This is a genomic window from Atopobacter sp. AH10, from assembly GCF_003664595.1.
Classification (GTDB): Bacteria; Bacillota; Bacilli; order Lactobacillales; family Aerococcaceae; genus Atopobacter.
This window is the reverse complement of the sequence record NZ_QXPZ01000022.1, coordinates 1-17386: the sequence shown is the minus strand read 5'-3', so window position 1 is coordinate 17386 and position 17386 is coordinate 1. Positions and strand designations below refer to the sequence as shown.

The 17386-nt window shown below is 38.2% G+C and carries 13 protein-coding genes; 10 read left to right on the top strand and 3 right to left on the bottom strand.

Annotation, left to right across the window (positions count from 1 at the left end; all coding sequences use genetic code 11):
• The first annotated feature begins 30 nt into the window (after window positions 1-30).
• From clpX to D3H64_RS05235, 10 genes are all read left to right on the top strand, one after another.
• A complete protein-coding gene (gene clpX / locus D3H64_RS05280) occupies window positions 31-1290 on the top strand; it encodes an ATP-dependent Clp protease ATP-binding subunit ClpX (RefSeq protein ID WP_121565229.1) in 1260 nt (419 codons plus the stop codon).
• Window positions 1291-1432: 142 nt separating this feature from the next.
• Complete coding sequence (gene yihA, locus D3H64_RS05275) at window positions 1433-2023, top strand: ribosome biogenesis GTP-binding protein YihA/YsxC (protein WP_121565228.1); 591 nt, start codon at window positions 1433-1435, stop codon at window positions 2021-2023.
• Between the two features lie 2 nt (window positions 2024-2025).
• A complete protein-coding gene (dnaG, locus tag D3H64_RS05270) occupies window positions 2026-3864 on the top strand; it encodes a DNA primase (protein ID WP_121565227.1) in 1839 nt (612 codons plus the stop codon).
• A gap of 4 nt (window positions 3865-3868) precedes the next feature.
• Window positions 3869-5011 (top strand): RNA polymerase sigma factor RpoD, encoded by a 1143-nt coding sequence (gene rpoD, locus D3H64_RS05265; protein ID WP_370448452.1) that lies wholly within the window; start codon window positions 3869-3871, stop codon window positions 5009-5011.
• Window positions 5011-5727, top strand: a complete 717-nt coding sequence (locus D3H64_RS05260) for a tRNA (adenine(22)-N(1))-methyltransferase TrmK (RefSeq protein WP_121565226.1) — start codon at window positions 5011-5013, stop codon at window positions 5725-5727. The genes rpoD and D3H64_RS05260 overlap by 1 nt, the downstream gene beginning before the upstream one ends.
• Window positions 5696-6721, top strand: a complete 1026-nt coding sequence (locus D3H64_RS05255) for a Nif3-like dinuclear metal center hexameric protein (RefSeq protein WP_121565225.1) — start codon at window positions 5696-5698, stop codon at window positions 6719-6721. The genes D3H64_RS05260 and D3H64_RS05255 overlap by 32 nt, the downstream gene beginning before the upstream one ends.
• 116 nt (window positions 6722-6837) lie before the next feature.
• Window positions 6838-8064 (top strand): peptidase T, encoded by a 1227-nt coding sequence (pepT, locus tag D3H64_RS05250; RefSeq protein ID WP_121565224.1) that lies wholly within the window; start codon window positions 6838-6840, stop codon window positions 8062-8064.
• A 70-nt stretch (window positions 8065-8134) separates the two neighbouring features.
• Window positions 8135-11530 carry a PD-(D/E)XK nuclease family protein gene (locus tag D3H64_RS05245; protein WP_121565223.1) on the top strand — a complete coding sequence of 1132 codons (3396 nt, stop codon included), beginning with the start codon at window positions 8135-8137 and terminating at the stop codon, window positions 11528-11530.
• Window positions 11523-15203, top strand: coding sequence for a helicase-exonuclease AddAB subunit AddA (gene addA / locus D3H64_RS05240; protein ID WP_121565222.1), 3681 nt, complete (start codon window positions 11523-11525; stop codon window positions 15201-15203). Before D3H64_RS05245 ends, addA begins: the two co-directional genes overlap by 8 nt.
• Before the next feature lie 89 nt (window positions 15204-15292).
• Complete coding sequence (locus D3H64_RS05235) at window positions 15293-16057, top strand: hypothetical protein (protein WP_121565221.1); 765 nt, start codon at window positions 15293-15295, stop codon at window positions 16055-16057.
• 79 nt (window positions 16058-16136) lie between these two features.
• On the opposite strand, the gene D3H64_RS05230 is transcribed toward D3H64_RS05235, so the two are convergent.
• The 3 genes from D3H64_RS05230 to D3H64_RS10570 all read right to left on the bottom strand — a co-directional run.
• Window positions 16137-16721, bottom strand: a complete 585-nt coding sequence (locus tag D3H64_RS05230) for a hypothetical protein (protein ID WP_121565220.1) — start codon at window positions 16719-16721, stop codon at window positions 16137-16139.
• Window positions 16722-17044: 323 nt separating this feature from the next.
• The gene (locus D3H64_RS10500; protein WP_158589232.1) at window positions 17045-17218 is read right to left on the bottom strand and encodes an ATP-binding protein; all 174 of its coding nucleotides are present in this window, start codon (window positions 17216-17218) and stop codon (window positions 17045-17047) included.
• A gap of 7 nt (window positions 17219-17225) precedes the next feature.
• On the bottom strand, window positions 17226-17386 hold a 161-nt coding region (locus tag D3H64_RS10570; RefSeq protein WP_158589231.1), incomplete at its 5' end, for an ATP-binding protein.

The window sequence follows — 17386 nt, the reverse complement described above, 5'->3', positions numbered from 1 at the left end:
GCCATTAAGCCCTATAGGAGAGGTGAATAAATGTCTAAAAGCAAAGAACCTATCCATTGCTCATTTTGCGGTCGGTCGCAAGAAGAAGCAGCAGGAGATATTATTGTTGGACCTGGAGTATCTATTTGTTATGAGTGTGTCGATCTTTGTAAAAAGATAATCGAGGACCAATCAGCCGAAAAAATCGATGAAGATATCTCGCTTTTAACCCCTTATGAAATTGTTGAGGGCTTGAACCAATATGTTATCGGCCAAGAAAGGGCAAAAAAAGCTCTTGCTGTTGCTGTATATAATCATTTTAAACGGATTTGTGAATTAAGAGCTACAGCTTCTAAAGCTAAGGAAGAAGAAGTCGAACTGCAAAAATCTAATATATGCTTAATCGGACCTACAGGGTCAGGGAAAACTTTTTTGGCACAAATGTTAGCGCGTATTCTTAATGTTCCCTTTGCAATTGCAGATGCTACGACATTAACTGAAGCTGGTTATGTTGGCGAGGATGTTGAAAATATCCTCTTAAAACTCTTACAAGCCACTAACTATGATGTGGAAAGAGCTGAACATGGGATCATCTACATTGATGAAATTGATAAGATTGCTCGCAAAAGCGAAAATGTGTCGATTACCCGTGATGTATCGGGGGAAGGTGTTCAACAGGCTCTCTTAAAGATTTTAGAAGGGACGATTGCTTCCGTTCCACCACAAGGAGGGCGCAAACACCCTCAACAAGAAATGATCCAAATGGATACGAGCAATATTCTCTTTATTGTTGGTGGAGCATTTGAAGGCATTGAAACCATTGTTAAGGAAAGATTAGGTGCTAAAGTGATTGGATTTGGATCAACTAGTGAAAAAGTTGATGAATCCAAAACTATTATGGAGCAAGTCATTCCCGAAGACTTAAGAAGTTTTGGCTTAATCCCAGAGTTTATTGGACGATTACCTGTGATCTCAACACTTGAAAAATTAAGTGAGGATGATCTCGTCAATATTCTGACTGAGCCAAAGAATTCATTGGTGAAACAATACAGCTATTTAATGGCTCTTGAAAACGTTGAATTAGAGTTTAAAAAAGAGGCTCTTTCTGCTATTGCTAAACTAGCTGATGAGCGTGACACTGGAGCTCGTGGCCTTCGTTCTATAATCGAAAATCTTATGTTAGAGATTATGTATGAAGTGCCAAGTAGGCCAGAAATTGCTAAAGTAGTCATTACTGAAGCAAGTGTTAAGGGAACTCGTTTACCTTTAATTTATGATAAAGAGGGGAAACGCCTTAATTTTAATAAATAGGTCAAAGGGTAATTGTGTAAACAGGTTAAATGCTTAATGCTTTTACCTGTTTACTCCTTTTGATTCTAACTCATTACTCTTTAGCGACTTTACTAGGGACTAATAGGGTATCGTCTGTTATTTTTAGGAAGAGGAGGTTTCTATGCGAATTCAAGATGCGGAATTTATTTGTTCAGCAGTTCAAGCCAAGCAGTATCCTAGTGAATTTTTACCTGAAATTGCTTTGGTGGGTCGTTCAAATGTTGGCAAGTCGTCCTTAATCAATCGGGTGACTAACCGTAAGTCACTCGCCAAAACGTCTTCTAAACCTGGGAAAACGCAGACTTTAAATTTTTATAAGATGAATCGATCCTTTTTCCTTGTAGATGTACCAGGTTATGGCTATGCCAAAGTATCAAAAAGTCAACGAGCAAATTGGATAAAAATGTTGCAAAGCTATTTGGTCAATCGTAAAAAACTTGTCTTGGTGGGGCTTGTTGTTGATTTTCGCCATATGCCTATGCCAACTGATATTGACATGGTAGATTTTCTAGCAGAATTAGACTTGCCTTTTCGGATTATTTTGACCAAGGTGGACAAAGTAAAGAAAAACCAACAAGAGGGTCAATTTCAACAAATAAAAAAAGCCTTTGCTATTCCAGATGATGACTGCTATTATCGTTTCTCAGCTATATCTGGTCAAGGCGTTGAAGCCTTAACTGATCTTTTTGCTGAGGCTATTTCGGAGACATAACCATGGGGAAAAAAATTGACCAAACTATTATAGATCAAGTTTTAGAGGCTACAGATATACTGAGCCTAGTAGAAGAATATATTGATCTAAAAAAAGTGGGTCGTAACTATTTTGGCTCCTGTCCATTTCATGAGGAAAAAACGCCATCTTTCTCTATAAATCCAGAAAAACAACTTTATCATTGCTTTTCTTGTGGTAGGGGAGGCAATGCGCTTGGCTTTATAATGGAAATAGAAAATTGCTCTTTTAGCGAAGCTTTAAAAAATTTGGCTGATCGTGCACATCTTTCTGTGGCTAATCAGATTCAAACACAGGTTAAAAGGAAGCTAAGTGTTGATCCTGCTATAGATATAATTTCCAAGGCTTCGGCTTTTTTTCATCATAGCTACCTCCACACTCAAGGCGGAGAAAAAGCTAGGGCATACGTCAAACAAAGAGGCATGTCTCTAGAATTGCAAGAGGAATTCCAGATAGGCTATGCGCCTTCAAACCGTCTTTTGTTGTCTTCTGTTCTTCCGAAAGAGGCTATCGAGGATACAGAGCTAATGGAAGCAACAGGGCTTTTTATTCCGAGAAAAGATGGAGCTTCTTCTGCAGATTGGATTAGCCGTTTCTATGACCGTCTGATTATTCCTTTACGAAATGAAGAAGGGCAGCTTGTGGGCTTGTCTGGAAGACGTTTAGGAGAGGCCAAAGAAGAAGATGCACTATCTTCTGCTAAGTATATCAATAGTCCTGAAACACGGTTATTTCATAAGAGTAAATTTCTCTTTAATTTAGATCTGGCCCATAAAGCGATTAAAAGCCAGCAAGAAGTCTTCCTTTTAGAAGGCTACATGGACGTCATTAGTGTCTACGGAGCTGGAATAAAACAAACTGTTGCTTCAATGGGGACTAGTCTAACGAGTGAGCAAGTAAAGCGTCTAAAACAACTCAGCTCTACTTTTATATTAGGTTACGATGGAGACAAAGCGGGGCAAAAAGCAACAGATCGTGCGATCAATCTGCTCCTTTCAATGGGAGTTAATGAGATATATGTTCTTCCACTGCCTCCTGGGATGGATCCAGACGAGTATATTCAACGCTATGGAGCTGAATCCTTCCAGCGTCACTACCAGCATAAACGAGAATCTTTCGTGGATTTTTATCTGAGATTCTATGCTGATCAATATAATCTCGACAATGCCCATGATAAAGAAATTTATTTAACAAAAATTTTACCTAAATTACGAGGGCAAACGCCTATAAAGCGCAATCTTGTTTTTCAGCAACTAAGTGAACTTTTAAAAGTCCCTATTCGGCTCTTAGAGGAAAGCTTTGAAGAACTTCCTCAGATAGATAAGAAGAAAATTCCTTTCAAACGGCCTCTAAAAGATGAAGTTCTTCTTCCTATGCCAGATATCTTGACAAATTACGATAGGGCTCAAAGGCAATTACTTTATCGTCTGATGTCAGACGAAGGTGCTTGGGCCATGATTCAAGGGAAGGATATTTCTTTTCCAAATGAAGATTTTCAGGTTCTCTACTGGTTTCTGGAAGATTATCATAAAACTTACCAGGCTCCTTTTCATATAGCGCATTTACTGACTTTTATTCCAGCAGGGAAACAAGCAAGCTTAGTGTCCGCTCTTATGTCAGGAGATTATCCTGGCAAGGCAAAAGAAGAAGAAATAGAAGACTTGATTCTATCCATGACCAGTGGTTATCAAGCCCAAATAAAAGTGAAACAATTGAAAGAGGCAATAGAGGAGGCAAGCCGGCAAGGCGATTTATTGAAAGCAAAAGAACTAGCACAACAATTAATTAAGACCATTAGACATTCTCAGCATTTGGAGGGATAGGATAATGACAGATAACAATAAAAAAGAAATGACTTCCAACGCATTCAAAAGAGATACTAAGACCTTAATCGCTCAAAAGAAATTATTTGGGCAAATTCTTTATGATGAATTAACGGAAAAATTAGTTACTCCTTACCAATTGAATGCTGAACAAATGGAAGATTTGATTCAAAAATTTGAAGATGCAGGTGTCTCAGTTGTGGATGTAGATGGGGGTCCAACAAAAGCCCAATTGAAGAATTCCGGTCAAGATAGTGATGAGGAATTAGATAAAACTGTCGCCGAAAATGCTGGTGTGCCTACTGGAGTTAAAATCAATGACTCAGTTCGGATGTACCTTAAAGAAATTGGTCGAGTGCCTTTGTTAACTGCTGATGAAGAAGTTGATTTAGCAAAACGTATTCAAGAAGGAGATACGATCGCTAAACAAGAACTAGCAGAAGCTAACTTACGTTTAGTTGTATCTATTGCCAAACGATATGTGGGTCGGGGAATGCAGTTCCTTGATTTAATTCAAGAAGGCAATATGGGTTTGATGAAAGCAGTTGAAAAATTCGACTACACGAAAGGCTTTAAATTCTCGACATATGCTACTTGGTGGATTCGTCAAGCGATTACTCGGGCTATCGCAGATCAAGCTCGAACGATCAGAATTCCTGTTCATATGGTAGAAACGATTAATAAATTAGTTCGTGTTCAAAGGCAATTGCTACAAGATTTAGGAAGAGAACCTACTCCAGAAGAAATTGGTGCAGAAATGGATCTGTCCACTGAAAAAGTGCGCGGTATCCTAAAAATTGCTCAAGAGCCTGTATCACTTGAAACGCCGATTGGGGAAGAAAATGACTCACATCTGGGTGATTTCATCGAGGATGAGGGGGCAACTAGTCCATCCGACCATACAACAGCTACTCTTCTTCGGGAACAATTAGATGATGTCTTAGAGCAATTGACAGATCGTGAAGAAAATGTCTTGAAGTTACGTTTTGGCCTTTCAGAAGAGCACAATAATGAAGTAAAGACTTTAGAAGAAGTTGGGAAAGTTTTTGGTGTGACACGTGAACGGATTCGGCAAATCGAAGCCAAGGCGCTCCGTAAATTAAAACATCCAAGTCGCTCCAAACAATTAAAGGATTTCTTAGAATAATGGTGACCTTATCCAAACGATTAACTAAAGTAGCAAGCTATATTAAAAAGGGCTCCTATCTTTTAGATATAGGGAGTGATCATGCCTATTTACCTATTTCCTTGATGGAAAAGGGACAGATAAAAGGGGCAATTGCAGGGGAAGTCGCGCCAGGTCCTCTGAAGCACTCTATAGAAAAGATTCAAGAAGCAGGGTTTGCATCTGTTATTGAAGGCCGCTTGGGTGATGGCTTTTCTGTCTTGAAAGTAACTGATCCAATTGATGTGGTGTCGATTTGTGGTATGGGCGGGGACTTGATGAGTAAAATTTTGGCTGAAGGAGCTAAAAACCCTGCTTTTTCATCCATTAAGCGTTTTGTTTTGCAAGCAAACGTCGGTGAAGAAGAATTGCGGAGACAAATTTCAGCCTTATCCTTGAAAATCGTTGAAGAGACTCTTGTTTATGAAAAAGGTCATGTCTATCCTATTATCGTAGCTGAGCCAAGTTTAGATGAAACTATTTTATCAGATAAAGAGTATTTTATGGGACCTATATTACTCACTAAAGCTTCAAGTGATGCCCTTGTTCTAGAAAGATATCAACGTCAATTCAAACATTGGAACAAGGTGCTTCAACAATTACCAGAAGGTCATCCCCAAGTGCTCTTGGTTAAAGTTCGATTGCAGTGGTTAAAGGAGGTTTTGGATGAAATTAAGGGACTTAATCCAACAATTTGAAGAGGCCTGTCCGATCTCTCTACGTTATAAAGATGATCCAGTTGGCTTACAAGTTGGGGATCCAGACCAGGAAATTACGAGAGTTTTAGTCAGCTTGGATGTCCGCCCTTCAATTGTCAAAGAAGCCATTGAAAACAAGATTGATTTGATATTTTCTCACCATCCACTTGTCTTTCGACCTTTGCGACATTTACGTTATGATCGGGTACAAGAAAAGATGGTTATGGATTTAATTAAAGCAGGTATCAGTGTGTATTCAGCTCATACTAATTTAGACATTGTAGCAGGAGGGATGAATGACTGGTTTGCAAAGAAATTAGGTCTCAACCATCTAGAGGTCTTAGAAAAGACCAAAGATTTACCTTTGATCGATGTCCAATTAGTCTGTTCCCTTGATATAACTAATGAGCTAGAAGCAATCGACTGGCCTGTAAAATTTAGTTTAGGGCAAAGAGATATCGAATGGTCTCAATGGATTGAGAATGGGGAATATCACTATGCTTGTACTGTCCTTGCTAGCTACCAAAATGAAATGGATGCTTTTATCCATCACTTAGCCCATGAGGGGGTATTATTATCTGTTGACGTTAGGCCTAGTCTTGATACAGAAAGTGTCGGTCTAGGGCGAATTGGGAATTTAGAAGACAGTCTACCAGCAAAAGACTTCATCCGGCTGGTCAAGCAACTCTTCAATTGGAAAAATGTTCGCTTAGTAGGGCAGGTTGATCATGTTTCTAGAGTCGCTATTTTAGCTGGTGATGGAGGCTCTTTTTATCAGCAAGCTGTATCAAAAGGGGCAGACGTCCTCATAACAGGGGATCTCTACTATCATACCAGTCATGATATAGAGTCTCTACCTTTAATGGCCATAGATCCTGGGCACTTTATGGAGGCTATTATTCGTGAAGAATTACCGATTTGGCTCAAAAAGAATTGCCCAGAATTAGAAGTCATTGCCTCAAAAATCTCGACTGATCCATTCCGCTTGGCTTAAGCTTTCTAAAAGAATTATTTTCATCTCAGAACACACTTATTGGCCTTTTAGGTGTACAATAAGTGTGTTCATTAGCTATTAAAGGATAGAAATTCGGTCACTTAGGAGGTTTATTGATGAAAGATGAATTAGTTGAACGTTTAGTCCATTACTGTACTTTTGATACGCGTTCTGATGAATCCAGCCACACTATCCCAACGACAAAAAGTCAAGTTGAGTTTTCCAAACGATTGGCGAAAGAGTTGGAAGAAATGGGGCTATCAGAAGTCTTTTACAATGAAAAGAACGGCTTTCTAACAGCAACTTTACCTGCAACAACTGACAAAAATATACCTACTATTGGTTTTATCGCCCATGTGGATACGGCAGATTTTGAAAGTAAGAATGTCTTGCCTAGAATTCATCCTAATTATGATGGCTTGAAACTGCCCCTAGATGAAGAAGCTGGCTTGTATTTAGACCCAGACGATTTTCCAAATCTTTTGAATTATATTGGGCATACAATGGTCACCACTTCAGGACATACCTTACTAGGTGCAGATGACAAGGCTGGTATTGCAGAAATCGTGACAGCAATGCATTACTTCTTGCAACATCCAGAAATTCCTCATGGGAAAGTTCGTGTTGCTTTTGGCCCAGACGAAGAAATTGGACGAGGAGCAGATCATTTTGATGTTGAGCATTTTGCTTGTGACTTTGCCTATACTCTTGATGGAGGACCAGTAGGTGAACTGCAAGACGAAACATTCCATGCCGCCAAAGCTATTATCCACTTCCAAGGTAAAAATGTGCATACAGGTACAGCTAAAGGACACATGGTCAATGCGATTGAATTGGTTCGGCAATTTTTAGATATGCTACCAGAATCCGATGTTCCTGAACGTACGGATGGAAGAAAAGGCTTCTATCACGCCACTAATTTAAATGGTTCTGTTGAAGAAATGGTATTAGATTTAATCATTCGTGATTTTGACCGAACCCTATTCAATTATCGCAAAACTTTTATTCAAGATTGTGTTGATCAAATGAATGAACGTTATCCTGGACGCATTAAACTAGATTTGTTCGATCAATATTACAATATGAAAGAAATTATTGATCAGCTTCCTCAAGTGATGTCCTTAGCAGAAGAAGCCATGAAATCTGTTGGGGTTAAAGTCTTGAAACGTCCAATTCGTGGTGGAACTGATGGGAGTAAGATTTCCTATATGGGGCTAGCTACTCCGAATATTTTTGTCGGAGGAGAAAACTTCCACGGCCGCTTTGAATTTACTTCAGCTGAGTCTATGGAAAAAGCCGCTCAAGTCGTTATTGCCATTATTGAAAAAGCCGCCCAAGTTTAGATAAAAGTTTGCTTCTGAATATTCTGTTCAGGAGCTTTCTTTTTCATAAGTCAAGTTTAAGGAGGGAGCCATGTCTCTTCAATTGTATCGCCATCCCATTACGGATCAAGCAGAAACTTATTATATAGATCGGCTAAAAGCTGGTATTCAAAACAAGAAAGAATGGATCATTTTAGTCCCTGATCATATTAAATTTGAAAGTGAAAAACAAATTATTCAAAGACTCAGTGAGGATTCCATTTCAGCTTCCTTCAACATAAAAGTCTTATCCATTAGTCGCTTTATTTGGTATCTCCTGAGAGGCAATCCTATACTAGAGAAAATTTTACCTGCTAAAAGCTTAATGAATATGTTGATGGCAAAAGCACTAACAGCTTGTCAAAACGATTTGAGGGTTTTAAAGAGGTCAGCTCAATATCCTACTTTTGTAAGGTCCTTGGTCGAACTCTATCAGGAATTTTATAAAGGTCAAATTGATCTGGCAAATTTAGAAAAACTAGGGAATGGGAAAAGTTTTTTATTAAGTGAGAAATTACATGATCTACAAATGATTTTTCGCTATTATGAAGAACATTTGCCTAATGTTATAGCTCAACAGGACCAATTAATGCAGGCCGCTAAAGAACAAATGAAGTTGACAGAGCAGGGGATTGAACGAGTAATCGTGAGCCACTTTTACCAATTTTCTTCTATGGAAGAAGATTTTATTCTCAGTTTAGCTGAGGTTCTCCCCGTTGATTTATATATAGCTCATCAGGAAGATCAAGGGGCAATCGAAAAAAGCCATCCCCATTTTTCAGCTTTCTATCCTTCTTATAGAAGTTTAGATCGCTTAAAAAGACTGGCTCACGAACGGTCTATCCCCCTTACTGTTTATGATTTATTAGCTAGGAAATCTGATAGTCTTGTTCAACTTATTCAAGGATTTATTTCAAATAAGTTTCTTAGAGTAAAAACATCTGCATTAGCCATTTCTTCATTTAATCAAGCCAAGCATGAATTAAGAGCAATATTTAAAGAAATAAGGCGTTTAGTGAAAGAGGAAAAGGTTCGCTACCGAGATATTATTTTAGTAACTCGTCATTTGGAAGATTATCGGCAACTGGCGATGGAATTAGCCATTCAATATCATATCCCACTTTTTATCGACCAGGCAGAAAAAATGGTAGATCATCCACTCAACCAATTGATTTTAGGCTTAGAAAAAATGTGTCGGCCTTACTATACCGGAAAAGACTTGATTCACTGTTTACGGTCTGGACTTTTTTCCTTAGATACTTATACTCCTGGAAGCGAGGAATGGTTACGCCAAATTGACCATTTGGACAATGTTTTGCTAGCTTTTGGCGTAGATAGTTTTCATCCTCTTCTATTAGAAGATCCAGCTCAGGACGAAGATTTGGCTAATATTTTAACAGATATGAGTCCAGAAGAACGAAAAAAACTGTATGATGACTATCAAGCTATTCGCCAAATTTTCGATGATTTCCGTCAGCAACTCACAGCTAGAAACAATCTATCAGATATGGCAAAAGTTTTCTATCAATGGTGTGAGACTTATCAAGTCCGTGAATGGTGCAATGCTTGGCGTGAATGGTCAATAGAATCTGGTGATTTAGAAAGAGCTAAACACGATGAACAAGCATGGGATCTATTGATTCATCTCCTAGATGAAATGGCTGAATATGGGCAAGAAGGTAAGCTAGAAGCCCACCATTTTTTCCAACTATTGAAGATGGCTTTCCAGGAATCGACCTATCAGTTAATTCCATCTCGGATTGATGGTCTAAGCCTGACCAATCTCGATGCTATTCAATTTGGGCAGTATTCTTATGGCTTTTTCTTTGGCCTTTCTGATGATGTCTTACCTTCAGGACAAAGTCAAAAATCCTTATTGGATCATAAAGACCGTGATATTATAAAGGAGCACTTAACAGCGCAACAACAATTAAAAGATTTGAAGACTGACCAATTAGCATCAGAAAGCTATAAATTTGCGCTTGCCCTTTCTCATATCAATAAAAAAATATTCTTATCTTACCATGAAGAAAAAATCGATGGGACTATCTTACGACCATCCCCTTATCTATCTCATCTTGAGAGCTTAGTCGATGGGGCAGTTGATAATTTGAGGGATACAATAGACAATTTCCTTGATCAGGGGGATATCCTAGATTGGGTATTAGAGAATCCCAAAAATCTGCCTCAATTATTAAAATTGCTGCCAAAAGGTCCTTTGCTGGATCGTTTAAAGAGCCTTGAAAGATCAAAAGAGTGGACCAATCTTCCAGAAAATATTGGGAGTGATTTAGCTCATCAGATTTATGGAAATAGGCTTAAGATGTCAGTGACTCAACTGGAATCCTATTTCATGGACCCATTCGCCTATTTTTTGACTTATGGACTCAAATTGAAAGAACGCCCAATTTTTGCCTTAGATGCCTTAAAAAGAGGTAGCCTCTTCCATGATTCCCTTAAAAATGTCTATGATCAGATAGAAAATTGGCAATCGGATAATCATCAAAAGCTAGTAGATACGATTAATCGTTATTTGAATCAGGAAGAAAACCTGCTTGTTCGTGCTTATCAGAGGACGGCTTATTCCAAATTTTTACTCGAACAGATTCGCCACAGTCTTCTCTCCCTAGTGAGGGTACAGGATTTACAACAAAAAAGCTTTATCCCACACGCTATCTATACAGAAAAAAGCTTTGGAACAGGAGATAAAGATTCCTTACCAGGCTTAAGTTTGCATCTTTCTGGATCTGATCAGCTCATTTTAAGGGGGAGGATAGACCGAGTAGATCGTTTCCAAGTGAATCAAGACTCTTACCTGCTTGTGACGGACTACAAGTCAAGTCCAAAAGACCTTCGCCTAAGTGATCTTGTTCAAGGGTTAAATCTTCAATTGATAGCCTACATGGATGTATTGCTTCATCAAGATCAGAAAGCCTATTTTTTAGGGGCAGTTTATTCTCCATTGCAATATCCATTTGTCCTTCATCAAAAGGAGATGTCAGAAGAAATGAGAGAAAGACAGTCATTAGCAGAAATACGGCCGAAAGGTTTTGTCCTAGCAGATCCTGATCTATTAAAAGCTGTAAATCCTGGAACTGATGTGGGGCAGTCTTCTTTGAGTTTGCCTTTCCGACTAACGAATACTGGCAGTTTAAACCAACAGCAAAAGGCCTCACTTCTCAGTTTAGAAGATTTTTCTCTTATCAGAGACTATAGTTTATATTTAATGAAAAATGCAGGCTTAGATATTTTAAGTGGCCAAATTAAAATGCAACCCCTTAAGGAGCAGACATTTGTCGATACGATAGCTACTGGTAAATATTTCCCAATCAGTTTATTTGATCCAAGTCAAATGGGAAATCGCTATCGTCTAATAGATAGACAAGCCAAAGACGATCCGTTGAAATTTATGAAAAGCTGTTTAGAAAGAGGTGACAGCCATGACTAATTCATCTATTCCACCAAAACCAGAAAGCTCAAAATTTACAAACAGCCAATGGCAAGCCATCTATCAATCTGGATCGGATCTTTTAGTTTCAGCATCAGCTGGATCTGGCAAAACGACTGTTTTAGTGCAACGAGTTATGGAAAAAATACTGTCAGGTATTTCTATTGACCGTTTGCTCATCGTCACTTTTACTGAAAAAGCAGCCAAAGAAATGAAAGAGCGGATTGAAAAAGGCCTTCAGGAGGCTTTAAACACTGCTAGAGGGCAGGAGGCTCATTATCTTAAAGGGCAACTACTGGCTCTTCCAGATGCCTATATTTCGACCCTACACGCTTTCTGCAAAAGACTAATAGACCAGTATTATTTTTTGCTGGATATTGATCCACAATTTAGCCTAGTAACGAAAGATTCTCAGTTAAATCTCTTTAAAGAAGATGCCTGGACTACTTTACAAGAAGAAGGCTATCAATCAGACATGGCTTTTATTCAACTTGCCCAAGAATATGGCTCTCATAAAGGGGATAATGATTTTCGCTCGATGATTGAATGTTTAGATACTTTTTCTCGGGTAACACCAGATCCAGATGCTTTTTATGACCATGCCTTAGAAGCTTATCAAGGGATTGAAGATTGCCAGATTTTCGGTGAATCTATCCTCTATCAAAAATATTTACTAGCCTATTTAGAGGATGACCTGCTAGGAATTTTCCAGGAAGCCGAACAGCTGAATCAACTGTCTCAAGGAATTTCTGGAAGTTTAAAAAAATGGATGCTTCATCCACCAGCTCTTCGTCAATTGATAAAAGACGTCATCCATGCCTTAAAGCTCAATAATTTTGATCTCGCCTATCAACTGATACAAAAAATAGGTCAAGAGAATTTAAAGACGCCTGTCCTTAGCAAAAAAATGAAAGAATCAGAAGATGCTCCGACATTAGAAAACATGCAAAAGCTGTCAAAATCCATTTTACAATCCTTGAAAAGATTGAAAGAACAGGTATTCTTTGAAGATGGAGCAGGGCATTTAGAGATCCTGCGCTTGACGAAAATAAAGGCTGAAAAAATGATCTCTCTTGCCAAACGCTATCGTCAGATTCTAAAAGAAAAGAAGAGACAGCAACATGCTATTGATTTTTCGGACCTAGAGCACTTTGCTTTAGAACTGCTTTCCATTGATATGGTTAGGGATCTACTAAAAGAGCAATATAATGAAGTTATGGTGGATGAATATCAAGATATTAATCCTTTACAGGAAGCTATAATACAGGCTGTTTCTCACCATAATCGTTTTATGGTAGGGGATGTCAAACAATCTATATATGGTTTCCGATTAGCTAATCCTTATCTCTTTTTGAATAAATACGAACGCTATCAAAGGGATGAAAAAGAGGGGAAGCTTATTATTCTTGCCGAAAACTTCCGTTCTTCTCCAGAAGTTATTGGATCAGTCAATCAGGTTTTCAGGGCTATCATGGATAAAAAAGTGGGGGATATGGCTTACGATAAAAAAGCCGAACTAATTGCCGGTTTACAAGCAGATAAGAATGATGATTTAGAGACAGAACTTATTTTGGTCGATAAGCCTAGCGAAACATTGGAAGAGGACATGATGGAAGACTTTGATTGGACGAACTCTTCTGATTTTCATCTGTTATGCTCAAGAATTTCTGACTTGGTGGCCAGTAAAAAAGCTTCTTACAAAGAAATAGCTATTCTTTTACCTAATCGGAATCGTCTGGAAGACTTGGAGAATATAGCAAGTAAGTGGCAAATACCTTTGATTTCTGATAAAGCAGAGGATTATTTCAAAAGAACTGAAGTGGCCATTGTCCTCTCTCTACTGCAAGTCATCGATAACCCTTACCAAGATATTCCATTAGTAAGTCTTATGCGTTCACCCATATACGGTCTTAAAGAAAAGGCTTTATCTCACATACGAAGTCGGTCAAATGCAAAAGCTTTTTACCAAGCTGTTTGTGATTTTGCTCATGAAGACCTATCAAAAGAAGATCCTCAAGTTCAGCAATATCAACAACAAGTTCTCCTATTATTGAGTGATTTAACGAAATGGCGCAATCTATCTCACCAAGAATCACTAGTGGGCTTATTAAGCCGAGTGTATAGGGATACTCTTTTTAAAGAACGTGTAGCCTTAATGCCAAATGCAGACAAACGGGTTCAGAATTTAGAAGCTCTACTTGTTTATGCCTCGGACTTTGAAAAGTTAGGCTCTTTAGGCCTTTCTCGTTTTATTACGCATTTGAATGAGATGATCTCTTACGATGAAGATTTATCGTCATCCTCTAAGGAGATTAGTGAAAGCATCGATGCTGTCCGAGTAATGACCATTCATGGGAGTAAGGGTTTAGAATTCCCTTATGTCTTCTTAATGGGACTTGATAATCGTTTCCGTTTCTATACTCCCAAAACGCCATCCACTTCAAAGAAAAATAGACTATTTCTATCCTTTGAAGATGGAATAGCCTTAGATCTTATTGATGAGGAGAAAAAAATCATTTATCCTTCTCTATTGAAAACCATTTTACAGCTAAGACAAGATAAAAAAATCTTAGCTGAAGAAATGAGAAAACTTTATGTGGCTATGACTAGAGCGAAGAAAAAACTCGTAATGATCGGGCAAACTGACCCTAAAAAACGAGTCGAATATGCAGAACGTCGCCTAGAAAATGACCAATTAAGTGCCTACCATCGCCTGCATGCTACTTCCTTTTTAGATTGGTTAGCCCCTGTTGCCTACCACACTAACTTTTCTTTAGAAATTGTCGATGATATATCTTCTTCTATTAGTCAATGGCTACAGCAAATTGCTGGTCGTAAGGAAGACCTGCTAGCTGAAAGCAAAAAAGAGGACTCAAGTGAAAAAGATCATAGCAGCCAAAGCTTATTACAGATGGACTGGGCTAGTCTACTTGAACAAGTCTATCCACATCAAGTGGCTGCACAAACAACGGCTTATCAAGCTGTCTCAGAGATAAAACAGATAGTGGTTGATCCTGATGAATTAGAACTAGAGCCAATAGAAAGTATTGCTTGTTCTCTATCTAATCGTTTTAGACAGCCAATGGAGTCCAGTCCTGCATTTGCCAGTGAAAGCCAACTAACTCCAACAGCAAGAGGGAGTTTGATTCATGAACTATTTAAAAGATGGGCTTTACGATGCCTACCCCATCCCCCACAAGATAAAGAAAAAGAATTCAAGCTTATTTATCAGGAACTAGCTCTAGGCAAAAAAGGCCTAAGTAGTGATGAACAAGTCCGACTTTTAAATTTCTTTGATAGACATATTCAGGGCTTTTTAAAGGACCCACTGGATCATTTACATGTGGAAGAAGCCTTTACCCTTGTTTTGCCGGCTAATAGGCTCTTTAACGAAAGTGATCTAGAAGAGAATGACCAGCTACTTATTCACGGGATTATAGATCTTTTTATAGAAAAAGAGGATGGTCTCATTCTTCTTGACTATAAGACTGATCACTTAAAAGGAAAAACTCTAGAAGAATATGCCAAGCGCTATATACCACAACTATCTGCCTATGCTATTGCCTTAGAAGCAGCCTACAAAAAGCCCGTAATAGCTTGTTATTTGGCTTTTACTGAAGCGGATCAATTACTTCCTATAGCTGTTCCACATCTTTTTAAAGGGTCTTACTAAAAGTTCTCGAGCCTTTAAGTATTTCATATTGTTGCTTATTTTTATTGATGTTAAAATATGGTTACCGTGGCTTATAGAGGAGGGAAACTATGCGATTCCATTTGAATTATTTGGGGCAAATGTTATGGGGAAATCATAAATATTATTCTAGCAACAAAAGAAAGACTAGACATATGTGTATGGTTCTTACTTCCCTTTGCCTTATGCCTTTCTTCTTTAATGTGGAGCAGGCTTCCAACAAAATCGTGTTTGCTGATGAAGTAAACTCAGGCAATCCTATCAATCACCCAGCAACTTATCCAGAATCCTATATCAACGGTCAGCCCAAAGAACAACTCAGCAAAAAAGGGGAAAAAAGAGGCTATCCGGCTAATACCCTCTATCTAAAAGATCATGAATTCTCTTATGTTGATATGGAAGGTCTTTCAGGGGAAGGAGATGATTTCAATCGGCTAGTAGAGACTTTGAATAGCCATATCGTCATTACCGGCAAAAATGGACTACGAGCAGTTTTCGGTCATTATAACCATCAAAACCTCTCCAGCGATTTCCAATTTACTATCGTTCCACGAATGAAATTGATCGAACCTGGTTCTATAGCCATAATCACGGACAAAGATGGTTATTCAAAGGGATATGAATTCACTAATATTTTTTCCTTTGTCCGTCATACTCAGCAAAAGCAGTATTATAACGGGTATTTAATCCCATCACTTGTTTTTGACGGGACTAAAGACAAGCGAGAAATGATCTATTTACAATATTGTCGTGGAGATATTGTGACAACAGGGCCGGCAGAAGACGGGGGATTAGATTCCCTCCTAATTGCAAATTTTGGCTACCGTATATGGTAATTCAAGTATTTTAATTGGAGAAAAACTCCTAGTTCAGGCAAATTGCTTGCGGTGAGCTAGGAGTTTTTTTATAAGAGAATTATTGAAAATCTAAGCTTAATACTTGCTTACTGCCATAGAGAGCTATTTGTAATTGCGAATTACTTGCCTCTTCTGGGACAAGTAAAGCCACTTTTAATTTCTTTTCCTTGTTTTCAATAACTTGCGCATTTAAAGATTCTTTGGCTAGAAGGGCAGGAGTACGTAATTTTTGGTCTAATATACTACCATCAGATTTCTTAGAATAAAATAGCAATTGTGACCCCTGCAAAGGCTGTCCTTTAGTGAGTCGTTTTATTTTAAGGGTAAAAATAGCCCATTGTGTCCCAACAGGAGGCTTTTCTTGAAATGGATCATTCTTATGTATCTCATTAAAAGCCTCTTTTCCAAGAGTAACCTGTACAATTTGCCCTGAAATTGTTTCACCTTTTGTCTTACCTTTTAAAATCCAAGGATCCTTCAAATGTGGGTTTTTCCCCTTTTGGGCCGCTGTAATGGAGGATTGCCTTCCTATACTTGGAACATGTAAAGTTTTACTGAGGACAAAAGCCAAACTAAGGCAGGCAACTAGTAGTAATAGCCAGCTGTTTAAAGAAGAGTGGGGTGATTTTACTTTTTTTCTCATAGTAATACTCCTTTCAAGAACGATAGGACAAGATAATATAAGCCACTCATTTATTATAGCTTATTTAAAGACTGATCTAAAAAAATTATTGGCTTGAAATTGTAAGAGAAAATTTGTTTAGAAAGAAACTCCTGACTTTGACACTTGAAAAATAAAAAAGCGAGTATATATGTTGATTTAACAACGTTTATACTCGCTTTGCTTTTTTTGACCTGTATATACTAGAGTTTCACTTCTGTGTGTTTGGCAATTAAAAAATCAACCACTATGGCAATTAAAATCCAATCAGTGTGGCCATTAAAATCCAGCCACCCCTTCGTTATTTATTGCATGGATGAATGCCTTAAGCGATAACTATCTCTCTCATGCATAATGAGTAAGCCGTGATGAACCATGCGATCCAAAATAGCGACGGCTAGCTTCTGATCATAGAAGATCGTATTCCATTCATTGAATGGTAAATTGGTGGTTAAAATCACACTCATTCTCTCGTACAATTGGAAATCACTTCAAAAAGCATTGGGGTTCCAGTCGTTCAAATGGAAGATAGCCCCATTCGTCTAAAATTAAGAGCGTAGCTTTTTCTAATCTTTTCCAAAAATGGTCTTCTTTTCCCATTTTCTTTAACTCAACGAGATGGTTGACTAACTTACTGGTTTTGTAAT

Excerpts from the sequence above, each read along its gene's own strand:
- addA (WP_121565222.1), top strand. The coding sequence starts at position 11,523 with ATGACTAATTCATCTATTCCACCAAAACCAGAAAGCTCAAAATTTACA.
- D3H64_RS05245 (WP_121565223.1), top strand. The coding sequence starts at position 8,135 with ATGTCTCTTCAATTGTATCGCCATCCCATTACGGATCAAGCAGAAACT.
- D3H64_RS05235 (WP_121565221.1), top strand. The coding sequence starts at position 15,293 with ATGCGATTCCATTTGAATTATTTGGGGCAAATGTTATGGGGAAATCAT.
- clpX (WP_121565229.1), top strand. The coding sequence starts at position 31 with ATGTCTAAAAGCAAAGAACCTATCCATTGCTCATTTTGCGGTCGGTCG.
- D3H64_RS05255 (WP_121565225.1), top strand. The coding sequence starts at position 5,696 with ATGAAATTAAGGGACTTAATCCAACAATTTGAAGAGGCCTGTCCGATC.
- dnaG (WP_121565227.1), top strand. The coding sequence starts at position 2,026 with ATGGGGAAAAAAATTGACCAAACTATTATAGATCAAGTTTTAGAGGCT.
- yihA (WP_121565228.1), top strand. The coding sequence starts at position 1,433 with ATGCGAATTCAAGATGCGGAATTTATTTGTTCAGCAGTTCAAGCCAAG.
- D3H64_RS05230 (WP_121565220.1), bottom strand. The coding sequence starts at position 16,721 with ATGAGAAAAAAAGTAAAATCACCCCACTCTTCTTTAAACAGCTGGCTA.
- D3H64_RS05260 (WP_121565226.1), top strand. The coding sequence starts at position 5,011 with ATGGTGACCTTATCCAAACGATTAACTAAAGTAGCAAGCTATATTAAA.
- pepT (WP_121565224.1), top strand. The coding sequence starts at position 6,838 with ATGAAAGATGAATTAGTTGAACGTTTAGTCCATTACTGTACTTTTGAT.
- rpoD (WP_370448452.1), top strand. The coding sequence starts at position 3,869 with ATGACAGATAACAATAAAAAAGAAATGACTTCCAACGCATTCAAAAGA.